This is a genomic window from Gammaproteobacteria bacterium (genome assembly GCA_032250735.1).
Lineage (GTDB): Bacteria > Pseudomonadota > Gammaproteobacteria > SZUA-152 > SZUA-152 > SZUA-152.
Genome location: JAVVEP010000002.1, coordinates 80419 through 97353 on the forward strand (window position 1 = coordinate 80419; position 16935 = coordinate 97353).

Here is a 16935-nt window from a genome sequence, read left to right on the forward strand (position 1 = left end):
CACGACTTGAACAATGACTGACCTTAATGATGATAAAAAACGGGTGTATAAAATGACGATTGCTAAGAGATCGATTACTGTAAATCAGCTGCTGGTCGTCATCGGGCTTTGCCTTATCTCGTTCAACGTCTCTGCCGAACGGCTGAAAGACATTACCTCGATTGCCGGTGTGCGCAGCAATCAGCTGGTGGGCTACGGCCTGGTGGTCGGTCTGGATGGCACGGGTGACCAGACCAGTCAGGCCCCCTTCACCGTACAAAGCCTGAAGAGCATGCTGGCGCAGTTTGGCATCACCGTTCCGCCGGATGTGAACCCCCAGGTCAAGAACGTGGCCGCGGTTTCCCTGCATGCGGAATTGCCGGCCTTCGCAAAACCGGGTCAGACCATTGACGTCACCATCTCGTCCATTGCCAATTCGAAAAGCCTGCGCGGCGGCACACTGCTGATGGCGCCCCTGAAAGGCGCGGATGGCAATATCTATGCGATCGCCCAGGGTAACGTGGTAGTGGGTGGCTTTGGGGTCGGTGCCGGTGGTTCGAGTATTACCGTCAACGTCCCCAGTGTCGGCCGGATTCCTAACGGGGCGATGGTAGAGCGGGGCGTTACCACGGCCTTTCTGCAGGGCAATTCCCTGACCCTGAATCTGCATACCCCGGACTTTACTACCGCCAATCGCGTTGCCACTGCGATCAATGCCGAAATCGGTGATGGCACCGCACAGGCCGTCGATGGTGCGTCGATCATGGTCAATGCGCCACGCGACGCGTCACAGCGGGTGGCCTTCATGTCCCTGCTGGAAAACTTTGAAGTCTCGCCGGCGGAGGCCTCGGCCAAGATCGTGGTCAATTCGCGCACCGGCACCATCATCATTGGCCGCCATGTGCGGGTGATGCCGGCGGCGATCACCCACGGCAGTCTGACCGTCACCATCGCCGCACAGCCGGAGGTGAGCCAGCCAGCGCCATTCTCCGAGGGCGAGACCGTGGTGGTGCCGCGCACCCAGCTTGCAGTGAGCGAGACGGCCAAGCCCATGTTCCTGTTTAATCCCGGTGTCTCGCTGAATGATATCGTGCGGGCGATCAATGAGGTGGGCGCCACGCCCAGTGACCTGATCGCGATTCTTGAGGCACTGAAACAATCCGGTGCACTGAAGGCCACTCTTCTGGTTATCTAGCCGCGATGTTTACGGATAGAGCAGAAGCCTGAACCCCATGACCACACCTCTTCAATCAGCCGGAGTCTATGCCGACCTGCAAGGCCTGAACACCTTGCGCCACGGTACCACCGAAGAGAATTCGGCGGAGTCGCTGCGCTTTGTCGCCGAGCAGTTTGAGGCCATCTTCCTGCAGATGATGTTGAAGAGTGCCCATGGTGAAGGCGATGAGGAGGGCCTGTTTGATAATCAGCAGACGGAGTTTTATCAGGACTGGCATGACAAGCAACTGTCCATTGATCTGGCCGCCGGTAAAGGGGTGGGCATTGCAGAGATGTTGATCAAGCAATTACAAACCGGCCAGTCAACGCCCGAAGCCTCGATTCCCAATACCGCAATTCATTCCGACAGGCCTTCCCCTGTCTTTCCGGTGGTACGTCCTGTGCCGCTGACCGATGGTGCAATACCCAGGGTCGATGCGCGGGACAAGGTATCGCTGAGCGAAGAGGTGGTATTAGGCACCCCGCAGGCGTTCGTGGAGCACCTGTGGCCCCTGGCCAGGGCAGCGGCGGAAAAACTGGGCGTTGCCCCTGAGGTGATCCTTGCCCAGGCCGCGCTGGAAACCGGCTGGGGAAAAAAGGTCAACCGTGATAGGTCCGGCGCCAGCAGTCACAACCTGTTTAACATCAAGGCCGATGCGCGCTGGAGCGGGGAGACGGCCAGCGTATCGACCCTGGAGTATCGGGACGGCATTGCGGTGCGCGAGCGGGCAAACTTCCGGGCCTATGAGTCCTTTGCCGAGAGCTTCGCGGACTACGTCAATTTTATGCAGCAGTCGCCCCGTTACCAGGCGGCGCTGGAGGTGGCGGCGGATGCCGAGGCATTTACCCAGCAGCTGTCGCAGGCGGGTTACGCCACCGACCCACATTATGCAAATAAAATCATGCGCATAGCCGGTGGAGACGACCTCCAGCAGGCATTGAGATCGGTAAAGATTTAGGCGTTTTAGACGATAACCACTTTGGGTGGCGGGCACATGTAGTGCCTTAAAACCCGGGATTGATTGGAGTATTTCATGGCCAGTTCAGGCGATATGTTGAGCATCGGGATATCCGGGTTGCAGGCGTCCCAACGCAACCTGGCCACCGCTGGCCACAATATCAGTAACGTCAATACCGATGGCTTTAGTCGTCAGTCGGTGGAGCTTGCGACCCGCAATCCCATCGCGGTCGGTAATGGCTTTGTCGGCTCCGGCGTGAATGTCGTTACCGTCAAGCGCGTATACGATGACTTCCTGTCCGCGCAGGTCACGGCGCGCACCTCCACCTTCAATCAGCTGGATACCCTGCAGCAGCTCGCCTCTGGTCTGGATGGCCTGCTCGCCAATGATGATGCAGGACTGAATCCGGCATTACAGAGCTTCTTCAATGCCTTGCAGGATGCCGCCAATAACCCGACCTCGATTCCTGCCCGCCAGGTGGTGATCCTCGAAGCGGAGACCCTGGTGGATCGCTTCGCCTCGCTGGATAAACGCTTTGAGGATTTGCGTAACTCGGTCAACGATCAACTGGGCGCGGTCACCACCGAGATCAGCAACATTGCCTCATCGGTTGCCAATCTGAACAGCAGTATCAGCCAGGAGATGGCGCGTTCCGGCGGTCAGCCCCCCAATGACCTGCTGGACAAACGCGACGTGCTCATCAATCAACTGGCGGAACTGGTTTCCGTGAGTACGGTGGATGGCGGCGATGGCTCGATCAATATCTTTATCGGCAATGGCCAGACCCTGGTGCTGGGAAATGAAGCGAACACCATTGGCACCATGCGCAATGAATTCGACAAGAGCCAGCTCGAAGTGAGTACGAGCAGTGGCGCCACGGACTATTCCATCAGCAGCCAGATCACTGGTGGCAAACTGGGCGGCCTGCTGGCCTTCAGGGAGGAGATCATCAATCCGGTACAGGATTCGATGGGCCGACTCGCCATCGGCCTGGCGGCCACCTTTAATACCCAACATCAATTGGGTGATGATATTAATGGTAATGCGGGCGGGCTCTTTTTTAACGCCATCGACGTCTCCAGCCCGGAGGTGTTTTCCAGTTCCAATAATAATCCGGCCAGTGGCACCGTGGGGGTTGCCATTGACGATGCCACGCTGTTAAAAGCCAGCGACTATCGGCTGAACTATGACGGCGCAACCTTCTCGTTGCGGCGTATTAGCGATGACACTATTGTGGACAGCGGCTTTGCGATCGGCGATTTTCCCCGCACCGTCGCCGCCGATGGGCTCACACTCACACTGACCGGCACCGCCGCCGCCGGTGATAGTTTCCTGATTCGCCCGGTACGCAATGCGGGCAATGACATTGATGTGGCCATCGGCTCAGCCGCCGAATTCGCGGCGGCCACGTCGGGCAACGCCCTGGGCGATAACACCAATGCCCTGGCCCTCGCCGCCATGCAGTCAAAGAGCCTGCTGGGCGGTAATACCGAGACCTATCAGTCGGCCTATGCAAAACTGGTGGCCACCGTGGGCGGCGCGACCAGCAAGGCCAAGGTGAATGCCGATGCCCAGGCGGCGCTGTTGAACCGGGCCGTAGAGGAACATCAGAGCGTCTCCGGGGTGAACCTGGATGAGGAGGCGGCCAACCTGGTGAAGTTCCAGCAGGCCTATCAGGCCGCGGCCCAGCTGATACGGATTTCCGATGAAATTTTTCAGACCTTGATCAATGTGACGGGCCGCTAGGCCGTCGCTAAATAAAGCTATGTTGTCGCGGGTGAAATAAAATGAGAATCTCAACCACACAAATGCAGGACCGTGGCGTCACCGCCATGCTGGAGCGGCAGAGTGATCTGAGCTTCACCCAGCAACAGGTGGCCTCCGGCAAGCGTATTCTGGCGCCCTCGGATGACGTGCTCGGTAGCACGCAGATCCTGGCCCTGAACAAGGTCATCGAGACCCACCAGCAATACGGCGAAAATGCGGATGCCGCGGTGGGGCGTATCAGCCAGGAAGAGAGTGCGCTGACCCAGGGCATCAATGTGCTGCAGCGCGTCCGCGAGCTGGCGGTACAGGCCGAGAACACCACCCTGCCGGCCACAGCGCGCGCCAATCTGGCGATCGAGACCCGCGAACTGCTCAATGAGGTGATGAGCGTCGCGAACGAAAAGGACTCTAACGGGGAATATATATTTTCCGGCTTCAATGTGAATACCACACCGTTTACCGCCACCGAAGGGCCGCCCGGAGAGTTTACCTATGCCTATACCGGCGATCTGGGGCAGCGCAATGTGCAGATCGGCGAGACGCGTTTTATTGCGGTGGGCGATCCGGGGCAATCGGTGTTTGTGGATATCCCCAAGACCGGTGGCGGCACCGAAAATGTCTTTGAAACCCTGGAGCAGTTTGCCCTTGATCTCGAGGCCGGCACGCCCAACACCAACATTGTTGCGGATCTGGATCTGGCCCTGGAGCACCTGAGCAGCTTCCGTACCCAGACCGGTGGTCGACAGAATTCCATCGACAGCCATCGGGTACTGAATGAGGATATTATCTTCCAGGGACAGAAGACGCTGTCCTCCATCGAAGACCTGGATTTTGCCGAGGCAGTGAGCCGCCTGAACCTGCAACTGGCCACCTTACAGGCCGCCCAGCAGAGTTTCGCCAGGATTCAGAATCTGTCGTTATTTAATTATCTGTAGTCAGGGACAGAGCCACTGCCTGGTGTGAGTGGCCGCTGGATATAGCGTGACGGTAACGCGATGGTGCGGGAATTACGGCTTGCCCCTTTGATGAATCAACCTGCTAATGCTTATCCGCCTCGTATCACGGAAAGACACTATTAGTTGAAGCTCGTGTTGCGCACCGTGAGGATGTAATGCACGGAGTTGCCTGATGGGCTGATAGTGCAGTCGTGTTCCATTCGTATCACCCCAATCTCCGGAATCACAAACATCTCGCCGTTGTGGCTGATTTGATCGCTGCTGGTGCCGCAGGCGTCGCGTATGTCTCCCAGAAATGCAATCGCCTGTTCACCATTGGGGGTGGTGGTGCCCGAAAAGTTGATCTGGAAGGGATTGCTGAAGATGCCCAGGTTGGTGCTGATCTCACGCGTATCGCCTACGACTGCAAATATATTCTCATTCAAGGTATAAATTTTTGTATCACACAGGCCAGGGCTGTTGCACTCCATGATGGAATAGGCATAAGGCGAAGACGGCATAGATATTAATGGAGACGCAAAAATCACCGGGCGTATTACCGGTGAGCTAGAGTTTGATGTTGTCGTGGGATCATATGGCCAGAATTTTTCACCGGCGGCTTCAATGGCATGCAGGAGCATGCTGCCCTGGTCGGGGTCTGCCGAGTCGGTATTGACCTGGCTGATGTAGCGCACGACGGTGGCATCAGGGATGTCGTTGCCCTCATAGGTCAGGGTGGTGGTCTCTTTTAATACTGGGTAGGTCGAGACGATGTTTGCGAGCGTGATGGGGTCCTGTAATTCTGCAATGCTCTCCCACAGGATGCGCACGCTGCCAATTTGGGTGACGGGGATGTCGCCGTTGGCACTGATGATGGCGGTAAGGTTGTAATCAATGAAATCCCCGTCCCGGTAGATGCGCAGGGTATCCGTCTTGCGGGCGATCTTTTCTACAATCTTGTCCTTTTCCACCAGGCAGCTGCTCAGCAGGAGGCTGGCGCTCGTGGCCAGCAGCACCATCCCGATCTTTTTCACCATTGTCCTATGCCGCATAACACGTCCTCTCAACACCTGATGTTCTGATTTTCAACGCCGGTGGCTTCACCAGCCACTCACTGATAGCGGCGTATGGTTTGCCTGACTTTATCGCCGCCTTGCCGCTGGACGGATTCGACGCCTTCCTGAAGGAGTACTAGTGTGCCGATTTGTTCATCCCGAATCAAAAAAAACCTGCGCCGCGAGGGCCCTGGCTCATCAACGGCAATGGCAAATGTTATGCTACGGGCGTGCCCATTGGCCAATCAATCAACCGCCCATCCATGACCGACCTGCCGGGAGCCGCGTGACTACAACGAAGCCCATTTTTGATCCCGATTGCCGCCGCTGCCCGCGGCTGAGCGATTTCCTCGACCAGATCAAACGGACCTATCCGGACTATCATGCCCGGCCGGTCGCGCCGTTTGGCGTGGACGATCCCGCCCTGCTGATTGTGGGGCTGGCGCCGGGCATGCACGGCGCCAATGCCACCGGTCGGCCGTTTACCGGCGACCATGCCGGCATCCTGCTCTATCAGACGCTCTATGACTTCGGCTTTAGCAGCGCCCCGACCTCAGTCTCGGCAGACGATGGCCTGGTGCTGATCGACTGTCGGATCACCAATGCCGTGAAGTGTCTGCCGCCGCAAAACAAGCCCAGCCCGGAGGAGATCCGTACCTGTAATGTCTATCTGCAGGCCGAGCTGGCAGGGCTGTCGCCGGGCGCCTGTGTGCTGGCGCTGGGGACCATCGCGCACCATGCGGTGTTGCGGGCGCTGGGCCTGAAGTTGAAGGACTATCCTTTTGAACACAATAGCTTACGACAACTACCTGATGGAAAATCGCGGTCCATCTACCTGCTGGATTCCTACCATTGTAGCCGTTACAACACCCAGACCCGGCGGCTAACGGCGGAGATGTTTCAGGCGGTATTCGCCCAGGCCCGCAAGCGGGTAAAGGCCAGCAGAAGGCGCTGATGGCGGATAAAGAACCCATCAACAGAGCGGACGACCAGCCCGCAGCAACGCCGACCACCGGTGCCGGGTTTGATGCCCGGGCCTATCTGAAAACCCTCACCAGCCGCCCCGGTGTGTATCGCATGCTCGATGCCGAGGGCCAGGTGCTGTACGTGGGCAAGGCGAAAAATCTCAAAAAGCGCGTCTCCAGCTATTTTCGCAGCGCCTCGCAGGGGGCCAAGACCCGCGCCCTGGTGGCGCAGATCCGGGGGGTGGAGGTCACCGTCACCCACACCGAGGGCGAGGCCCTGCTGCTGGAAAACAACCTCATCAAGGAGCTGAAGCCGCGCTACAACATCCTGCTACGCGACGACAAGAGCTACCCCTATATCTTCCTCTCCGACCACCCGCACTATCCACGGCTGGCCTATCACCGCGGGGCGAAGCGCGCCAAGGGGCGCTATTTCGGGCCCTATCCCAGTGCCGGGGCCGTGCGCGAGAGCCTCAACCTGCTGCAAAAGCTGTTTCGGGTGCGCCAGTGCGAGGACAACTTTTTCAACAATCGCACCCGGCCCTGTCTGCAATACCAGATCAAGCGCTGCACCGGGCCCTGCGTGGGGCTGATCGACGAGGCCCGCTACCGGGAGGACATCCGCCACACCACAATGTTTCTGGAGGGCAAAAGCTCGCAGGTGATCGACGAGCTGGTCGGGCAGATGGAGCAGGCATCCGCGGCGCAGGCCTTTGAGGAGGCGGCGCAGTACCGCGACCTGATCGCCAATCTGCGGCGCGTGCAGGAGTCGCAATACGTTAGCGGCGAGGGTGGGGATCTGGACGTGATCGCCGCGGTCACCGGCGGCGGACTGGCCTGCGTGCAGGTCTTCTTTGTGCGCGATGGCCGCCACCTCGGCAACAAGACCTTTTTCCCGCGGCACGCCGACGGGGCGGAGGCGGGGGAGGTGCTGGCGGCCTTTATCGCCCAGTATTACCTGAGGGGCGACAGCGGACGCAGGGTGCCCTCGGAGATCCTGGTCAATCAGGCGCTGGAAGATAGCGAGCTGCTGCAGAGCGTGTTGAGCGCGGAGAGCGGCCGGCGCGTGCAGATTTCCCACAAGCTGCGCGGAGAGCGTGCGCGCTGGGTGGAGATGGCGGTGACCAATGCGGACAATGCGCTCACCACCCAGATCGCCACCAAGAGCACAGTATTGCGCCGCTTCGAGGCCCTGCAGGATGTGCTGCAGCTGGACAGCCCGCCCCAGCGCCTGGAGTGCTTCGATATCAGCCACACCATGGGCGAGGCCACCGTGGCCTCCTGCGTGGTGCTGGATACCAGCGGGCCGGTGAAAGCGGATTATCGGCGCTTCAACATCGAGGGCATCACCCCCGGTGACGATTATGCCGCCATGCATCAGGCCCTGCTGCGGCGCTATACCCGGCTGAAAAAGGGCGAGGGCAAGATGCCCGACGTGCTGCTCATCGATGGCGGCAAGGGGCAGGTGAGCGAGGCCGAGGCGGTGCTGGAAGAGCTGCAGATCAGCGGCATCACCCTGGTGGGCGTGGCCAAGGGCCCCGCCCGGCGGCCGGGACAGGAGCAGCTGATCCTGTCACGGTATCGCGGGGCGAATGGTGCAGCGGATAAAAAATTGTCCGCCAAAGGCACCACCCGTATACTGCCGGCAGACTCGCCAGCCCTGCACCTCATCCAGCAGATTCGCGACGAGGCACACCGATTTGCGATTACCGGACACCGTCAGCGGCGCGCCAGAGCCCGTAACACCTCGGTGCTGGAAGGGATCGTTGGCCTCGGCCCCAAACGTCGCCAGACCCTGTTAAAACAGTTCGGCGGCTTGCAGGAGGTGTCGCGCGCCGGGGTGGAAGATCTGGCCCGCGTGCCCGGCATCAGCAAGCAGCTGGCGCAGCGTGTGTATGATGTGTTTCATGTTGATGAATAGGCGCCGTTGCACGCGCCGCCGAAGTTGAGACCACGAAGCCAATGAACCTGAACCTGCCCAATGCCCTCACCCTGCTGCGTATCGCCCTGATCCCGGTGTTTGTGGTGCTGTTCTATCTGCCGGTGGGGTGGGCCAACCTGGCGGTCACTATCGTCTTCGCCTTTGCCGCCGGGACCGACTGGCTGGACGGCTATCTGGCACGGCGCATGAACCTCACCTCGGCCTTCGGGGCCTTTCTCGACCCGGTTGCCGACAAGCTGATGGTGGCCGTGGCCCTGGTGCTGCTGGTGGACGTCAACCCGACCGCCTATGCCGGGCTTTTTCTCGCCGCGCCGGCGGCGGTGATCATCGGCCGCGAGATCGTCATCTCCGCGCTGCGCGAGTGGATGGCCGAACTGGGTGAACGCGCCCAGGTCGCGGTCTCCGTGATCGGTAAAATCAAGACCTTCACCCAGATGCTGGCCCTGGTGCTGCTGCTCTACCGGGAACCCATTGGCGATTTTCCCACCGCCGAAATCGGCTTCACCTTTTTGTACATTTCCGCCGGGCTGACTTTGTGGTCAATGGTCATCTATTTGCGGGCCTCCTGGCCGGCAATGCAAAAAGAAAATGAATAAGTCGACATTAAGTTGCCATTAAGTTGCTTCAGACGCTTGACAGTGAATCTCTCGCCAGTACAATACCTCGGCTTAAAGCGCAGGCGGGAATAGCTCAGCTGGTAGAGCACAACCTTGCCAAGGTTGGGGTCGCGAGTTCGAATCTCGTTTCCCGCTCCATTAATTTTTCAGGAATAAATGGCGCAAGAATCTAAACCTCGATCCTGCGGTCGGGGTTTTTTAGTTTTACGCCTATGCAATACTAGGGTCATGCAATAAAGGTTATGCAATATAACCGGTAGTGGTAACGCAATACGGCGGAATGGCAGAATGGCTATGCAGCGGATTGCAAATCCGTGTATCTCGGTTCGACTCCGGGTTCCGCCTCCATGTGTTTCAGTCGTCAGGCCGTGTTGTCATCAGGGTTTAACGCTTACCCGGTCCGGGTATCTTTTCACGAAGGCCTGCTTGCCGCCTGAAAACCCGATCACTATATTCTTCGTGATCCTCATTTCATCCAAATTTACTTCTGAACATAAAATAGACCGCCCCAACAAGGCAGAGACCTGCCCAGAGATAATCCAGCTTCAGGGGTTCTTTTAGATAATACAGCGAAAAAGGTACGAAGATGCTCAGGGTGATGATTTCTTGCAGTATCTTGAGCTGCCCGATGGATAAGACAGTATAGCCAATACGATTGGCCGGGACCTGGAACATATATTCAAATAATGCAATCCCCCAGCTGACCAGCGCGGCAATAATCCAGGGTTTGTTGTTGAGTTCCTTGAGATGGGCATACCAGGCGAATGTCATGAAGACATTGCTACAGGCCAGTAAAAAGATTGTCGATACAACGGGTTTCAATGCTCTTACCCTTTGAATGTACAACGCTGCCCTTGCACAGGCGTCGGACGTTAACGTGTGAATAGCAAACCGAACCAACGCGGTAACACGTAGGCCTTATATCCAATGCCGATTATATTTGCAAGCAGCCTTTTAGTCCGGGATGCCGTCCGGTTTTCCATGCTAGCCGTTAAGCAACTGCTTTATCCACCAGTGAACATTTTTTCATTATGTTATCAATTGTTAGCCGTTGAAGCTTGGTCAGACCAAGCGGAAACCCGGCCGCAAAGCTCATAGTCAATCATAGTAACTTGGCTGCCCGGCGTCATAACAGCAGGAGGTGATATTTCTACGAGTTTAGTTCATAACTGGCAATAGTATTTACGACTATACGCAATACAATCTGTCCAGTTGGCGCTGCCTGACAGGTGCTTCGGTGACCATCGATGCTACGTGTAACTGGTGGGGTAGTGCGGACATTCCCACGATTGCCAGCAAGATCTATGACAATGTGGATAATTTCGACAATGCGCCGGTGGTAATCTATGTTCCAGTGCTGGAAATAATACCGTACTAGCGCACAAATATTAATATGAATGTGTCGCTATCTCGATCGCAGTGAAGCGGCTGTCAGGAACGGATTAAAACATCTCCGTCTTGTGTCATAATAACCATTTTCTCATTGAGTAACCTGATGAGTATGTGCATTATAGCGCTTTTTGGCGGCTTCAAATTAATGTGCTGAGTATTCCCACTATTTATTTTGTCATGTGCATTAAGGTCACTTACCTATGGTTATTCCTAGCTCTGCTTTTTTTTTAAGAAAACGCTGACATTTGATTGTTTGCGCCTGGTGAGTAATTTTCTGAATGCAGCATTAAAGTTAGCAGGTTTAGATGGCTTGGCCGGGACGTCTGTTAATGGATTTTTATCTGCAATTTTCTTTTCTATGCCAAAAATAAAATTTTTAGGTCGTTATAATGTCTCCCATCATCTTTAGCCTACAAAATTCATGGCGTAATCCACGACAACAATATTGGATCGTATTTTTTATACTGTCTCTGTTGTCATTGACACTGTATTCCCCATCTTTTTTCGGTGGTTTTATCTGGGATGATACAGAAACGTTTTTAAATGATCCGTCAATTCGTGACTCCAGTTATATTTCTTCGTACTTTACGGAGGGCGTGGCTAGCCACCTTGAAAAACAAGGAGTGGCCCATAAAAGCCTTGGCTATTACCGCCCGCTTATCAGGATGCTTCATTTTTTGGAGTATAAAATATTCGGGAAAAATCCGGCGGGTTTTCACGCTGTCAGTATCATTTTAAATTTATTGGTTGTGTTGTTGGCTTTTTTGGTGGTGCGTGAAGTAACCAGGAATTCTTTAGTCGCTTTCATGTCAGCGATGTTTTTTGCAGTTAACCCTAGTCATGTAGAGGCGGTAAGCTGGGCTTATTCAGATTCTTATCTTGTTTTTTCGTTGTTTTGCCTTTTATCATTTTATTTCCACCTTAGAAATAAAATAATGTGGTCTTTAGTTTCGTTTTCTACGGCATTGTTGGCGCAAGAATCGGCGATACTGTTGCCTATAATATTGGTATTGGAGCGATATCTGATAGCAGATAAAAAGACATTTAAGGATTATAATTTTTTAATCCCGTATTTGGTATTGGTAGTATCATTTCTTGTTTTGCGCTCATTCGCTGTTGGTAGCTTGCCGATCACCAACATTGGGATTGTGCCATGGTTGAATGCGATATCAACGATACTGACTACCAGCGTAAAGATATTTTTTGTGCCGGATGCAGCGATAGCGCTTTACCATAACAAGCCTGGAATGTTTGCTGAAATATCAGTCGGACAGAGTTTTATTTATTTTGGCGTAATAGGTCTTGGCTTGGTTGCTGCGTGGCTCTGGAAATACCATCAGGCATGGCTATTTTGGTATGCATGGTTTTTCGTGTGGCTGCTTGTGATGTTCAATGTGGGTGAATTCGCACAATTCTATTTTATGGACAAGATACTTTATTTGGGATCGCTGGGATTCTGTGTGTTGTTAGCAAAGGGACTGTTAAGTTTGCGCGTCAAGGAGAGTGTTTTAGTTTTGATAACGGTCAGTTATGTAGCGCTTTATTTTTCGGTATCAATGTGGCGCGTGTCTTATTTTTTAGATGAGAAAAAATATTTTGAAAAAGCGGTATTATTCTCACCTGATTTTCCCTTGTTGCGCTATTCCACAGGCATGATGTATCTGGAGAGAGAGGAATATAACAAAGCCGAAAAGGAGTTTAATCTGACGGTAAGATTGGATCCAAAGTACTCCTATGCGTATAACAATTTAGGTAATATTTTGTATATGCGTAACGATTTTTCTGGGGCGATAAACTCTTGGCGACGCGCCATTTCTGCTGATCCGACAAACCCGCAGCCCTATTACAATATTGGTGCCACCTATGATCGTCAAGGTGATTTCCAGCAAGCTTTACGCTATTACAGGCAATATCTTGTTAAACAGCCAAATCCACCCGGGAATTTGTTGAATCGAATCCAGAAAATTCAAAACATTCAGCATTGAATGTTCTTTGCAATTTATTTTCACTGCAGGTGAATGGGTGATGGGTTATGTTGAACGGGGAGCGAAAATGGAAATGACGGCTGGGTAAGGTTGATGCAGCATTTCTGCCCCACGCTTTTTTGGGAAAATCGATTTTTTCTTACGAATGTAAATGCGAATGCGAATAAGCAGAAAAATAACTCGGCCAGTAAGTCACCGATTTTTAATCTGCACCTGTAGTTATATATGGATGTTCGGCGCGTCGTCCATTGACATCTGACGATGATTTGTGGACGTGCGTGTTTTAGGCCATCCGTTAAGTCGATCAGCCAAGGGGAAGGCATTGAAAAAGAGGTCGCTGATCTCTTGAAGGGGCACCGTCCGCTACTGGATGCCCTGGCCGAACACCTGTTGAACAAGGAGACGCTTGAAGCCGCAGAAATTCAATCAATCCTTGAACTCAATCCTTGAGCTCATTTATTGAGCCCATTTATTGAGCCCATATATTGAAGAATAGATTCGGAGCCTGCCCGAAGACATTCGCACCAGCATTGCCGAATACGGCATCCGCTGCTTATGAAATTGCCCATTCCAAGGGCCTCAAGGGATACGCTACCCTCCGTCCCAACCCGGTCACCGGCGCAATGTAGAGTACGGAAAAGGGCGAGGAGGAAGGGGCGGGTGGCAGCCTGTGTTGCAGTATCGAGCGCGGGCCGGACTGAGGGTCTGAGCGTCGTTAAGAAACGCCGGCTCCTGGCGCTCGACTTGCCATCTAACAAAAAATATCGACAGCGATGCGACGGCGACGATATAGCCGGGTTGCCGCTGAATGACGGCATTTAATCCAGGGGCAGGCCGTCGATCAATACCTGTTCAGCACGCCCTTGTGCGAAGCAAAGCAGGCCGGCGATACGTGTCATCCCGCTGAGGGTATAAGGGTAATACCAGAACAGGTCATAGATCACCAGGGTATCGGTCATCAGGGAATAGTTATGCGCGAGTCAGTTTGGCCGCCAGTGCGGCGACATGGCTGCCCTGATAGCGGGCGCCTGCCAGTTCATTCTCGCTGGGCATGCGAACACCGTCGGCACCGGCAATGGTGCTGGCACCATAGGGTGAACAACCGGTAATTTCATCCATACGCATTTGCCCCTCAAAGCTGTAGGGTAGGCCCACAATGACCATGCCGTGATGCAGCAGCGTGGTATGCATGGAGAGAATGGTGGACTCCTGGCCGCCATGCTGTGTGTTTGAGCTGGTGAAGACACTGCCGATTTTTCCGATCAGCGCGCCCGTTGCCCATAGATGACCGGTGGCATCAAAAAATTGCCGCATTTGGCCACACATATTGCCGAAGCGTGTGGGCGTGCCGAAGATGATGGCGTCCGCCTGTTCGAGTTCATCCACGGTTGCCAGGGTGATGTTGGCCGAACTCTTTTTTTCGTCCAGGGCGCCCATCTTTTCCAATACATCATCGGTTAGTGTTTCCGGTACCCGGCGCAGTTCCGCGTGAGCACCACTGATAGATTCAACGCCCTCGGCGACGGCTTGGGCCATCTGATAAATGTGTCCATACATAGAGTAATAAACAACCAGAATTTTCATATGCGATCCCTGCAATATTCGTGTCTTTCAGTGTCGGTGTAACAAGCAGATGGATGGGGAATGGATGTCGTTAATTATCGATCGAATTAATTGATTCGAGTCATGCGCCAATCCCATTGCAGAGAGTATTGATCTGTCCTGATCGAGTCATTGCGTTTTCGCAATAGCCATAGGTGGGTTCATAGAGGAATGTGGGAGAATAACCAGTTGCAAGGTGGTGGTATCTGTTATTGGGGCAGCAGCGATATTGATGTTTTTCAATGATATTAATGATGGAATGGATAGGATCTAGACATTAATAATCAGCGATAAATTTGTATCGCATGTCACAAGGAGATCGATTATGGAGATTGAAAAAGCCACAATGTCAGCTTGGCAGGTTGACCCGAAAGATTTTCCACGCAATGGCAGTCAGCATGATAAATCGGAATTCATGTTGCGCTATGCACTATTGGCGTCATCTTTCTACAATACCCAGCCATGGCAGTTCGAAGTCAATGATAAGGGAGATCAGATTAATATCTACGCTGATAATTCCCGTTGGCTGAAGATGGCGGATCCGGATAAGCGGGAGTTATACATCAGTTTGGGCTGTGCCCTGGAGAATCTATTGATCACCATAGCTTATTTCGGGATGGGTCACCGTAGTGTCTCTTATTTTCCGGAAGGTTATAGTAACGACTGGGCGGTAAGAATCATTCTGGGAGCGGCGAATGAATCGATAGCGCCGCGACCGGAGTATTTATTTTCGGCAATCAGTCATCGCGATACCTTTATAAAGAAGTATTTTAAAAATGAACCAATATCCAGTGCCGATCTGCAGAGCATAACCGGCTTTCTCGGCGAACACATTTACGTCGATACCGATATGCAGCATCAGGTTGAATTAGACACTATTAATGATCCGAAGTATAAAGATGAGTTTGTTCGACTTGTGCGTGACAGTGATGCGATATTGTTTTCTGATTCTGAATTCCGCCATGAATTGACCAGCTTGAACTCTGGTGGGCACTACTATAATCCCTGGTTGTCGGAAGAGCTGGAATTGCTTGATCGGGATATGGAGGCCGTCGATATGATTGCCACAAAAGAATCGAAAATAATTGCCAATGCAGCAGTTTTTGGTGTGTTGACCTCAAATCTGGATGAGCCCACATCGGCGGTCAAAGTGGGGCAGGTATTCGAGAGAATGGCCCTGGAAGCCTCGCTGCATGACGTGAGTATTTATCCTGTGTTTCAGTTGCTCGAAATTCCGGAAATGAGGACCGATCTGGAGAAAATGCTGCCCGACCTGAAGACTATTCCGCAGCTGGTGTTTGTAATGGGGTATGTTGAACGGGGTGCGAAAATTGAAATGACGCCACGGATACCTCTGGATCAGGTGATGCGGTATTCCTGACCTCACGCCCTCCCGGGAAAATCGATTTCCTCACCAATGCAAATGCGAATGCGAATAAGCAGAAAAACAACGCGGCCAGTCTCACTCTGACCTGTTATTGACTACCTGTCGTTATGTATGGCGGCGCAGCGAGCCGTCCACCGACCTCCGCGGATGGTTCGTGGTCGGTGCGTATTTTATGGCCGCAGTAGCGGGATTCAGTAATTTGACGCGATAGGTCAGCCATTAAGTCGAGCCGCCGAGCAGAGATAGCGGAGCTGGCGGCCACATCCTGTTCTCCTGTTCTCCTACTATCCTGTTCTCCTACTATCCTGCCCCATAGCCGACCCAACCACGGTTGACCGGTTGCTAGGTCGCGATGCCTTTTGATGCCAGAAATTCCAGTGGAACGTCTGCATTCTTTCGGCAGGCGATCGCGAAATAATAGAGCGGTTCGCCTTCAATGGATAATCTGTGTCGATACCGTTCGATATGATAGACATCAAGATATTCCGAAAAGATCAGTTCCCTGATCATGGTCGAAAAGCCGGTGCTGTCACGGGTGTCAAAGAAGCTTTCCTTGATGTTGAAGGCCACCCAGCCCTTTGGCTTGATGATATTGAATGCCTCTATAAAGGCCCGCGTCGGGATGTCGCCAAAACCCAGGGCGGCGACGGTTACCAGGCAGTCACACTGCCACGATTCGATATCCTGTTTTTTTTCGTCGCTGAGGGCGGTGAAGTCTTCGACATAATAGGCGTCATACAATCCCGGTCGGTCACGGATGGTTGCCTCGTAAGCCTCCGGGATGATGTCGACGCCTATCAGGCGTGATACGCCGTGTTTCTTCAGTTCTTCACCCATCAGGCCATTGCCCGCGCCCAGATCCAGGACCCGCAATTCTGTAAAGTTGTCCTGCGATTGCCTGACGGAGGATTCAAGAATGGCGGTGACCTTGTTCGGGGATGTGCATTTCAGGCGGTCATAAAAGACCTGTTCGTAGAGGCCTTGCAGCTGATAGATTTCAGCATAATCATGCAGCCGCATTTTTCGTTGTCCTGCTGATCCCTGTAGATAGAAATAGGCCTCGTCCTGGTTAAGATTGAAGGCCCCTGATCGGGGAAACTGTATGCGGTGTCGTTTCATCAAGCTACTCCTGTTT

15 protein-coding genes and 2 tRNA genes are annotated in these 16935 nt (G+C 53.7%); 12 read left to right on the top strand and 5 right to left on the bottom strand.

Annotated elements, in window-relative coordinates:
* Positions 1-52: 52 nt before the first annotated feature.
* From RRB22_01745 to flgL, 4 genes are all read left to right on the top strand, one after another.
* Positions 53-1174, top strand: coding sequence for a flagellar basal body P-ring protein FlgI (locus RRB22_01745; protein ID MDT8383117.1), 1122 nt, complete (start codon positions 53-55; stop codon positions 1172-1174).
* 37 nt (positions 1175-1211) lie between these two features.
* Positions 1212-2153: a flagellar assembly peptidoglycan hydrolase FlgJ gene (gene flgJ / locus RRB22_01750; protein MDT8383118.1), complete on the top strand. Its 942-nt coding sequence runs from the start codon at positions 1212-1214 to the stop codon at positions 2151-2153.
* A 75-nt stretch (positions 2154-2228) separates the two neighbouring features.
* Positions 2229-3899: a flagellar hook-associated protein FlgK gene (flgK, locus tag RRB22_01755; GenBank protein MDT8383119.1), complete on the top strand. Its 1671-nt coding sequence runs from the start codon at positions 2229-2231 to the stop codon at positions 3897-3899.
* Positions 3900-3940: 41 nt separating this feature from the next.
* Positions 3941-4855, top strand: a complete 915-nt coding sequence (gene flgL / locus RRB22_01760) for a flagellar hook-associated protein FlgL (protein ID MDT8383120.1) — start codon at positions 3941-3943, stop codon at positions 4853-4855.
* A gap of 140 nt (positions 4856-4995) precedes the next feature.
* Here the strand turns inward: flgL and RRB22_01765 are convergent, their stop codons facing one another.
* On the bottom strand, positions 4996-5874 hold the full coding sequence (locus tag RRB22_01765; GenBank protein ID MDT8383121.1) for a hypothetical protein: 879 nt from the start codon (positions 5872-5874) through the stop codon (positions 4996-4998).
* A 322-nt stretch (positions 5875-6196) separates the two neighbouring features.
* On the opposite strand from RRB22_01765, the gene RRB22_01770 reads away from it, so the two are divergent.
* From RRB22_01770 to RRB22_01790, 5 genes are all read left to right on the top strand, one after another.
* Positions 6197-6865, top strand: coding sequence for a uracil-DNA glycosylase (locus tag RRB22_01770; GenBank protein ID MDT8383122.1), 669 nt, complete (start codon positions 6197-6199; stop codon positions 6863-6865).
* Entirely contained in the window at positions 6865-8796 is a 1932-nt protein-coding gene (gene uvrC, locus RRB22_01775; GenBank protein MDT8383123.1) for an excinuclease ABC subunit UvrC, read from the top strand. The genes RRB22_01770 and uvrC overlap by 1 nt, the downstream gene beginning before the upstream one ends.
* Before the next feature lie 47 nt (positions 8797-8843).
* Positions 8844-9413 (top strand): CDP-diacylglycerol--glycerol-3-phosphate 3-phosphatidyltransferase, encoded by a 570-nt coding sequence (gene pgsA, locus RRB22_01780; protein ID MDT8383124.1) that lies wholly within the window; start codon positions 8844-8846, stop codon positions 9411-9413.
* Positions 9414-9496: 83 nt separating this feature from the next.
* Positions 9497-9572: transfer RNA gene (locus RRB22_01785), tRNA-Gly, on the top strand.
* A gap of 136 nt (positions 9573-9708) precedes the next feature.
* Positions 9709-9782 (top strand) — tRNA-Cys (locus RRB22_01790).
* Positions 9783-9905: 123 nt separating this feature from the next.
* Here the strand turns inward: RRB22_01790 and RRB22_01795 are convergent.
* Positions 9906-10256 (bottom strand): DMT family protein, encoded by a 351-nt coding sequence (locus RRB22_01795; protein ID MDT8383125.1) that lies wholly within the window; start codon positions 10254-10256, stop codon positions 9906-9908.
* A 415-nt stretch (positions 10257-10671) separates the two neighbouring features.
* Here RRB22_01795 and RRB22_01800 point away from each other — a divergent pair, with 415 nt between their 5' ends.
* Positions 10672-10812, top strand: coding sequence for a hypothetical protein (locus RRB22_01800; protein ID MDT8383126.1), 141 nt, complete (start codon positions 10672-10674; stop codon positions 10810-10812).
* A gap of 403 nt (positions 10813-11215) precedes the next feature.
* Positions 11216-12811: a tetratricopeptide repeat protein gene (locus RRB22_01805; GenBank protein ID MDT8383127.1), complete on the top strand. Its 1596-nt coding sequence runs from the start codon at positions 11216-11218 to the stop codon at positions 12809-12811.
* Between the two features lie 818 nt (positions 12812-13629).
* Here the strand turns inward: RRB22_01805 and RRB22_01810 are convergent.
* Positions 13630-13770, bottom strand: coding sequence for a hypothetical protein (locus RRB22_01810; GenBank protein ID MDT8383128.1), 141 nt, complete (start codon positions 13768-13770; stop codon positions 13630-13632).
* 10 nt (positions 13771-13780) lie between these two features.
* Positions 13781-14395, bottom strand: a complete 615-nt coding sequence (gene wrbA / locus RRB22_01815) for an NAD(P)H:quinone oxidoreductase (protein ID MDT8383129.1) — start codon at positions 14393-14395, stop codon at positions 13781-13783.
* Positions 14396-14738: 343 nt separating this feature from the next.
* On the opposite strand from wrbA, the gene RRB22_01820 reads away from it, so the two are divergent.
* Positions 14739-15794: a hypothetical protein gene (locus RRB22_01820; GenBank protein MDT8383130.1), complete on the top strand. Its 1056-nt coding sequence runs from the start codon at positions 14739-14741 to the stop codon at positions 15792-15794.
* A 348-nt stretch (positions 15795-16142) separates the two neighbouring features.
* Here RRB22_01820 and RRB22_01825 read toward each other — a convergent pair whose 3' ends face one another.
* Positions 16143-16919: a methyltransferase domain-containing protein gene (locus RRB22_01825; GenBank protein MDT8383131.1), complete on the bottom strand. Its 777-nt coding sequence runs from the start codon at positions 16917-16919 to the stop codon at positions 16143-16145.
* Positions 16920-16935: the final 16 nt, after the last annotated feature.

Excerpts from the sequence above, each read along its gene's own strand:
- RRB22_01745 (MDT8383117.1), top strand. The coding sequence starts at position 53 with ATGACGATTGCTAAGAGATCGATTACTGTAAATCAGCTGCTGGTCGTC.
- flgJ (MDT8383118.1), top strand. The coding sequence starts at position 1,212 with ATGACCACACCTCTTCAATCAGCCGGAGTCTATGCCGACCTGCAAGGC.
- flgK (MDT8383119.1), top strand. The coding sequence starts at position 2,229 with ATGGCCAGTTCAGGCGATATGTTGAGCATCGGGATATCCGGGTTGCAG.
- flgL (MDT8383120.1), top strand. The coding sequence starts at position 3,941 with ATGAGAATCTCAACCACACAAATGCAGGACCGTGGCGTCACCGCCATG.
- RRB22_01765 (MDT8383121.1), bottom strand. The coding sequence starts at position 5,874 with ATGGTGCTGCTGGCCACGAGCGCCAGCCTCCTGCTGAGCAGCTGCCTG.
- uvrC (MDT8383123.1), top strand. The coding sequence starts at position 6,865 with ATGGCGGATAAAGAACCCATCAACAGAGCGGACGACCAGCCCGCAGCA.
- RRB22_01805 (MDT8383127.1), top strand. The coding sequence starts at position 11,216 with ATGTCTCCCATCATCTTTAGCCTACAAAATTCATGGCGTAATCCACGA.
- RRB22_01810 (MDT8383128.1), bottom strand. The coding sequence starts at position 13,770 with ATGACCGATACCCTGGTGATCTATGACCTGTTCTGGTATTACCCTTAT.
- wrbA (MDT8383129.1), bottom strand. The coding sequence starts at position 14,395 with ATGAAAATTCTGGTTGTTTATTACTCTATGTATGGACACATTTATCAG.
- RRB22_01820 (MDT8383130.1), top strand. The coding sequence starts at position 14,739 with ATGGAGATTGAAAAAGCCACAATGTCAGCTTGGCAGGTTGACCCGAAA.
- RRB22_01825 (MDT8383131.1), bottom strand. The coding sequence starts at position 16,919 with ATGAAACGACACCGCATACAGTTTCCCCGATCAGGGGCCTTCAATCTT.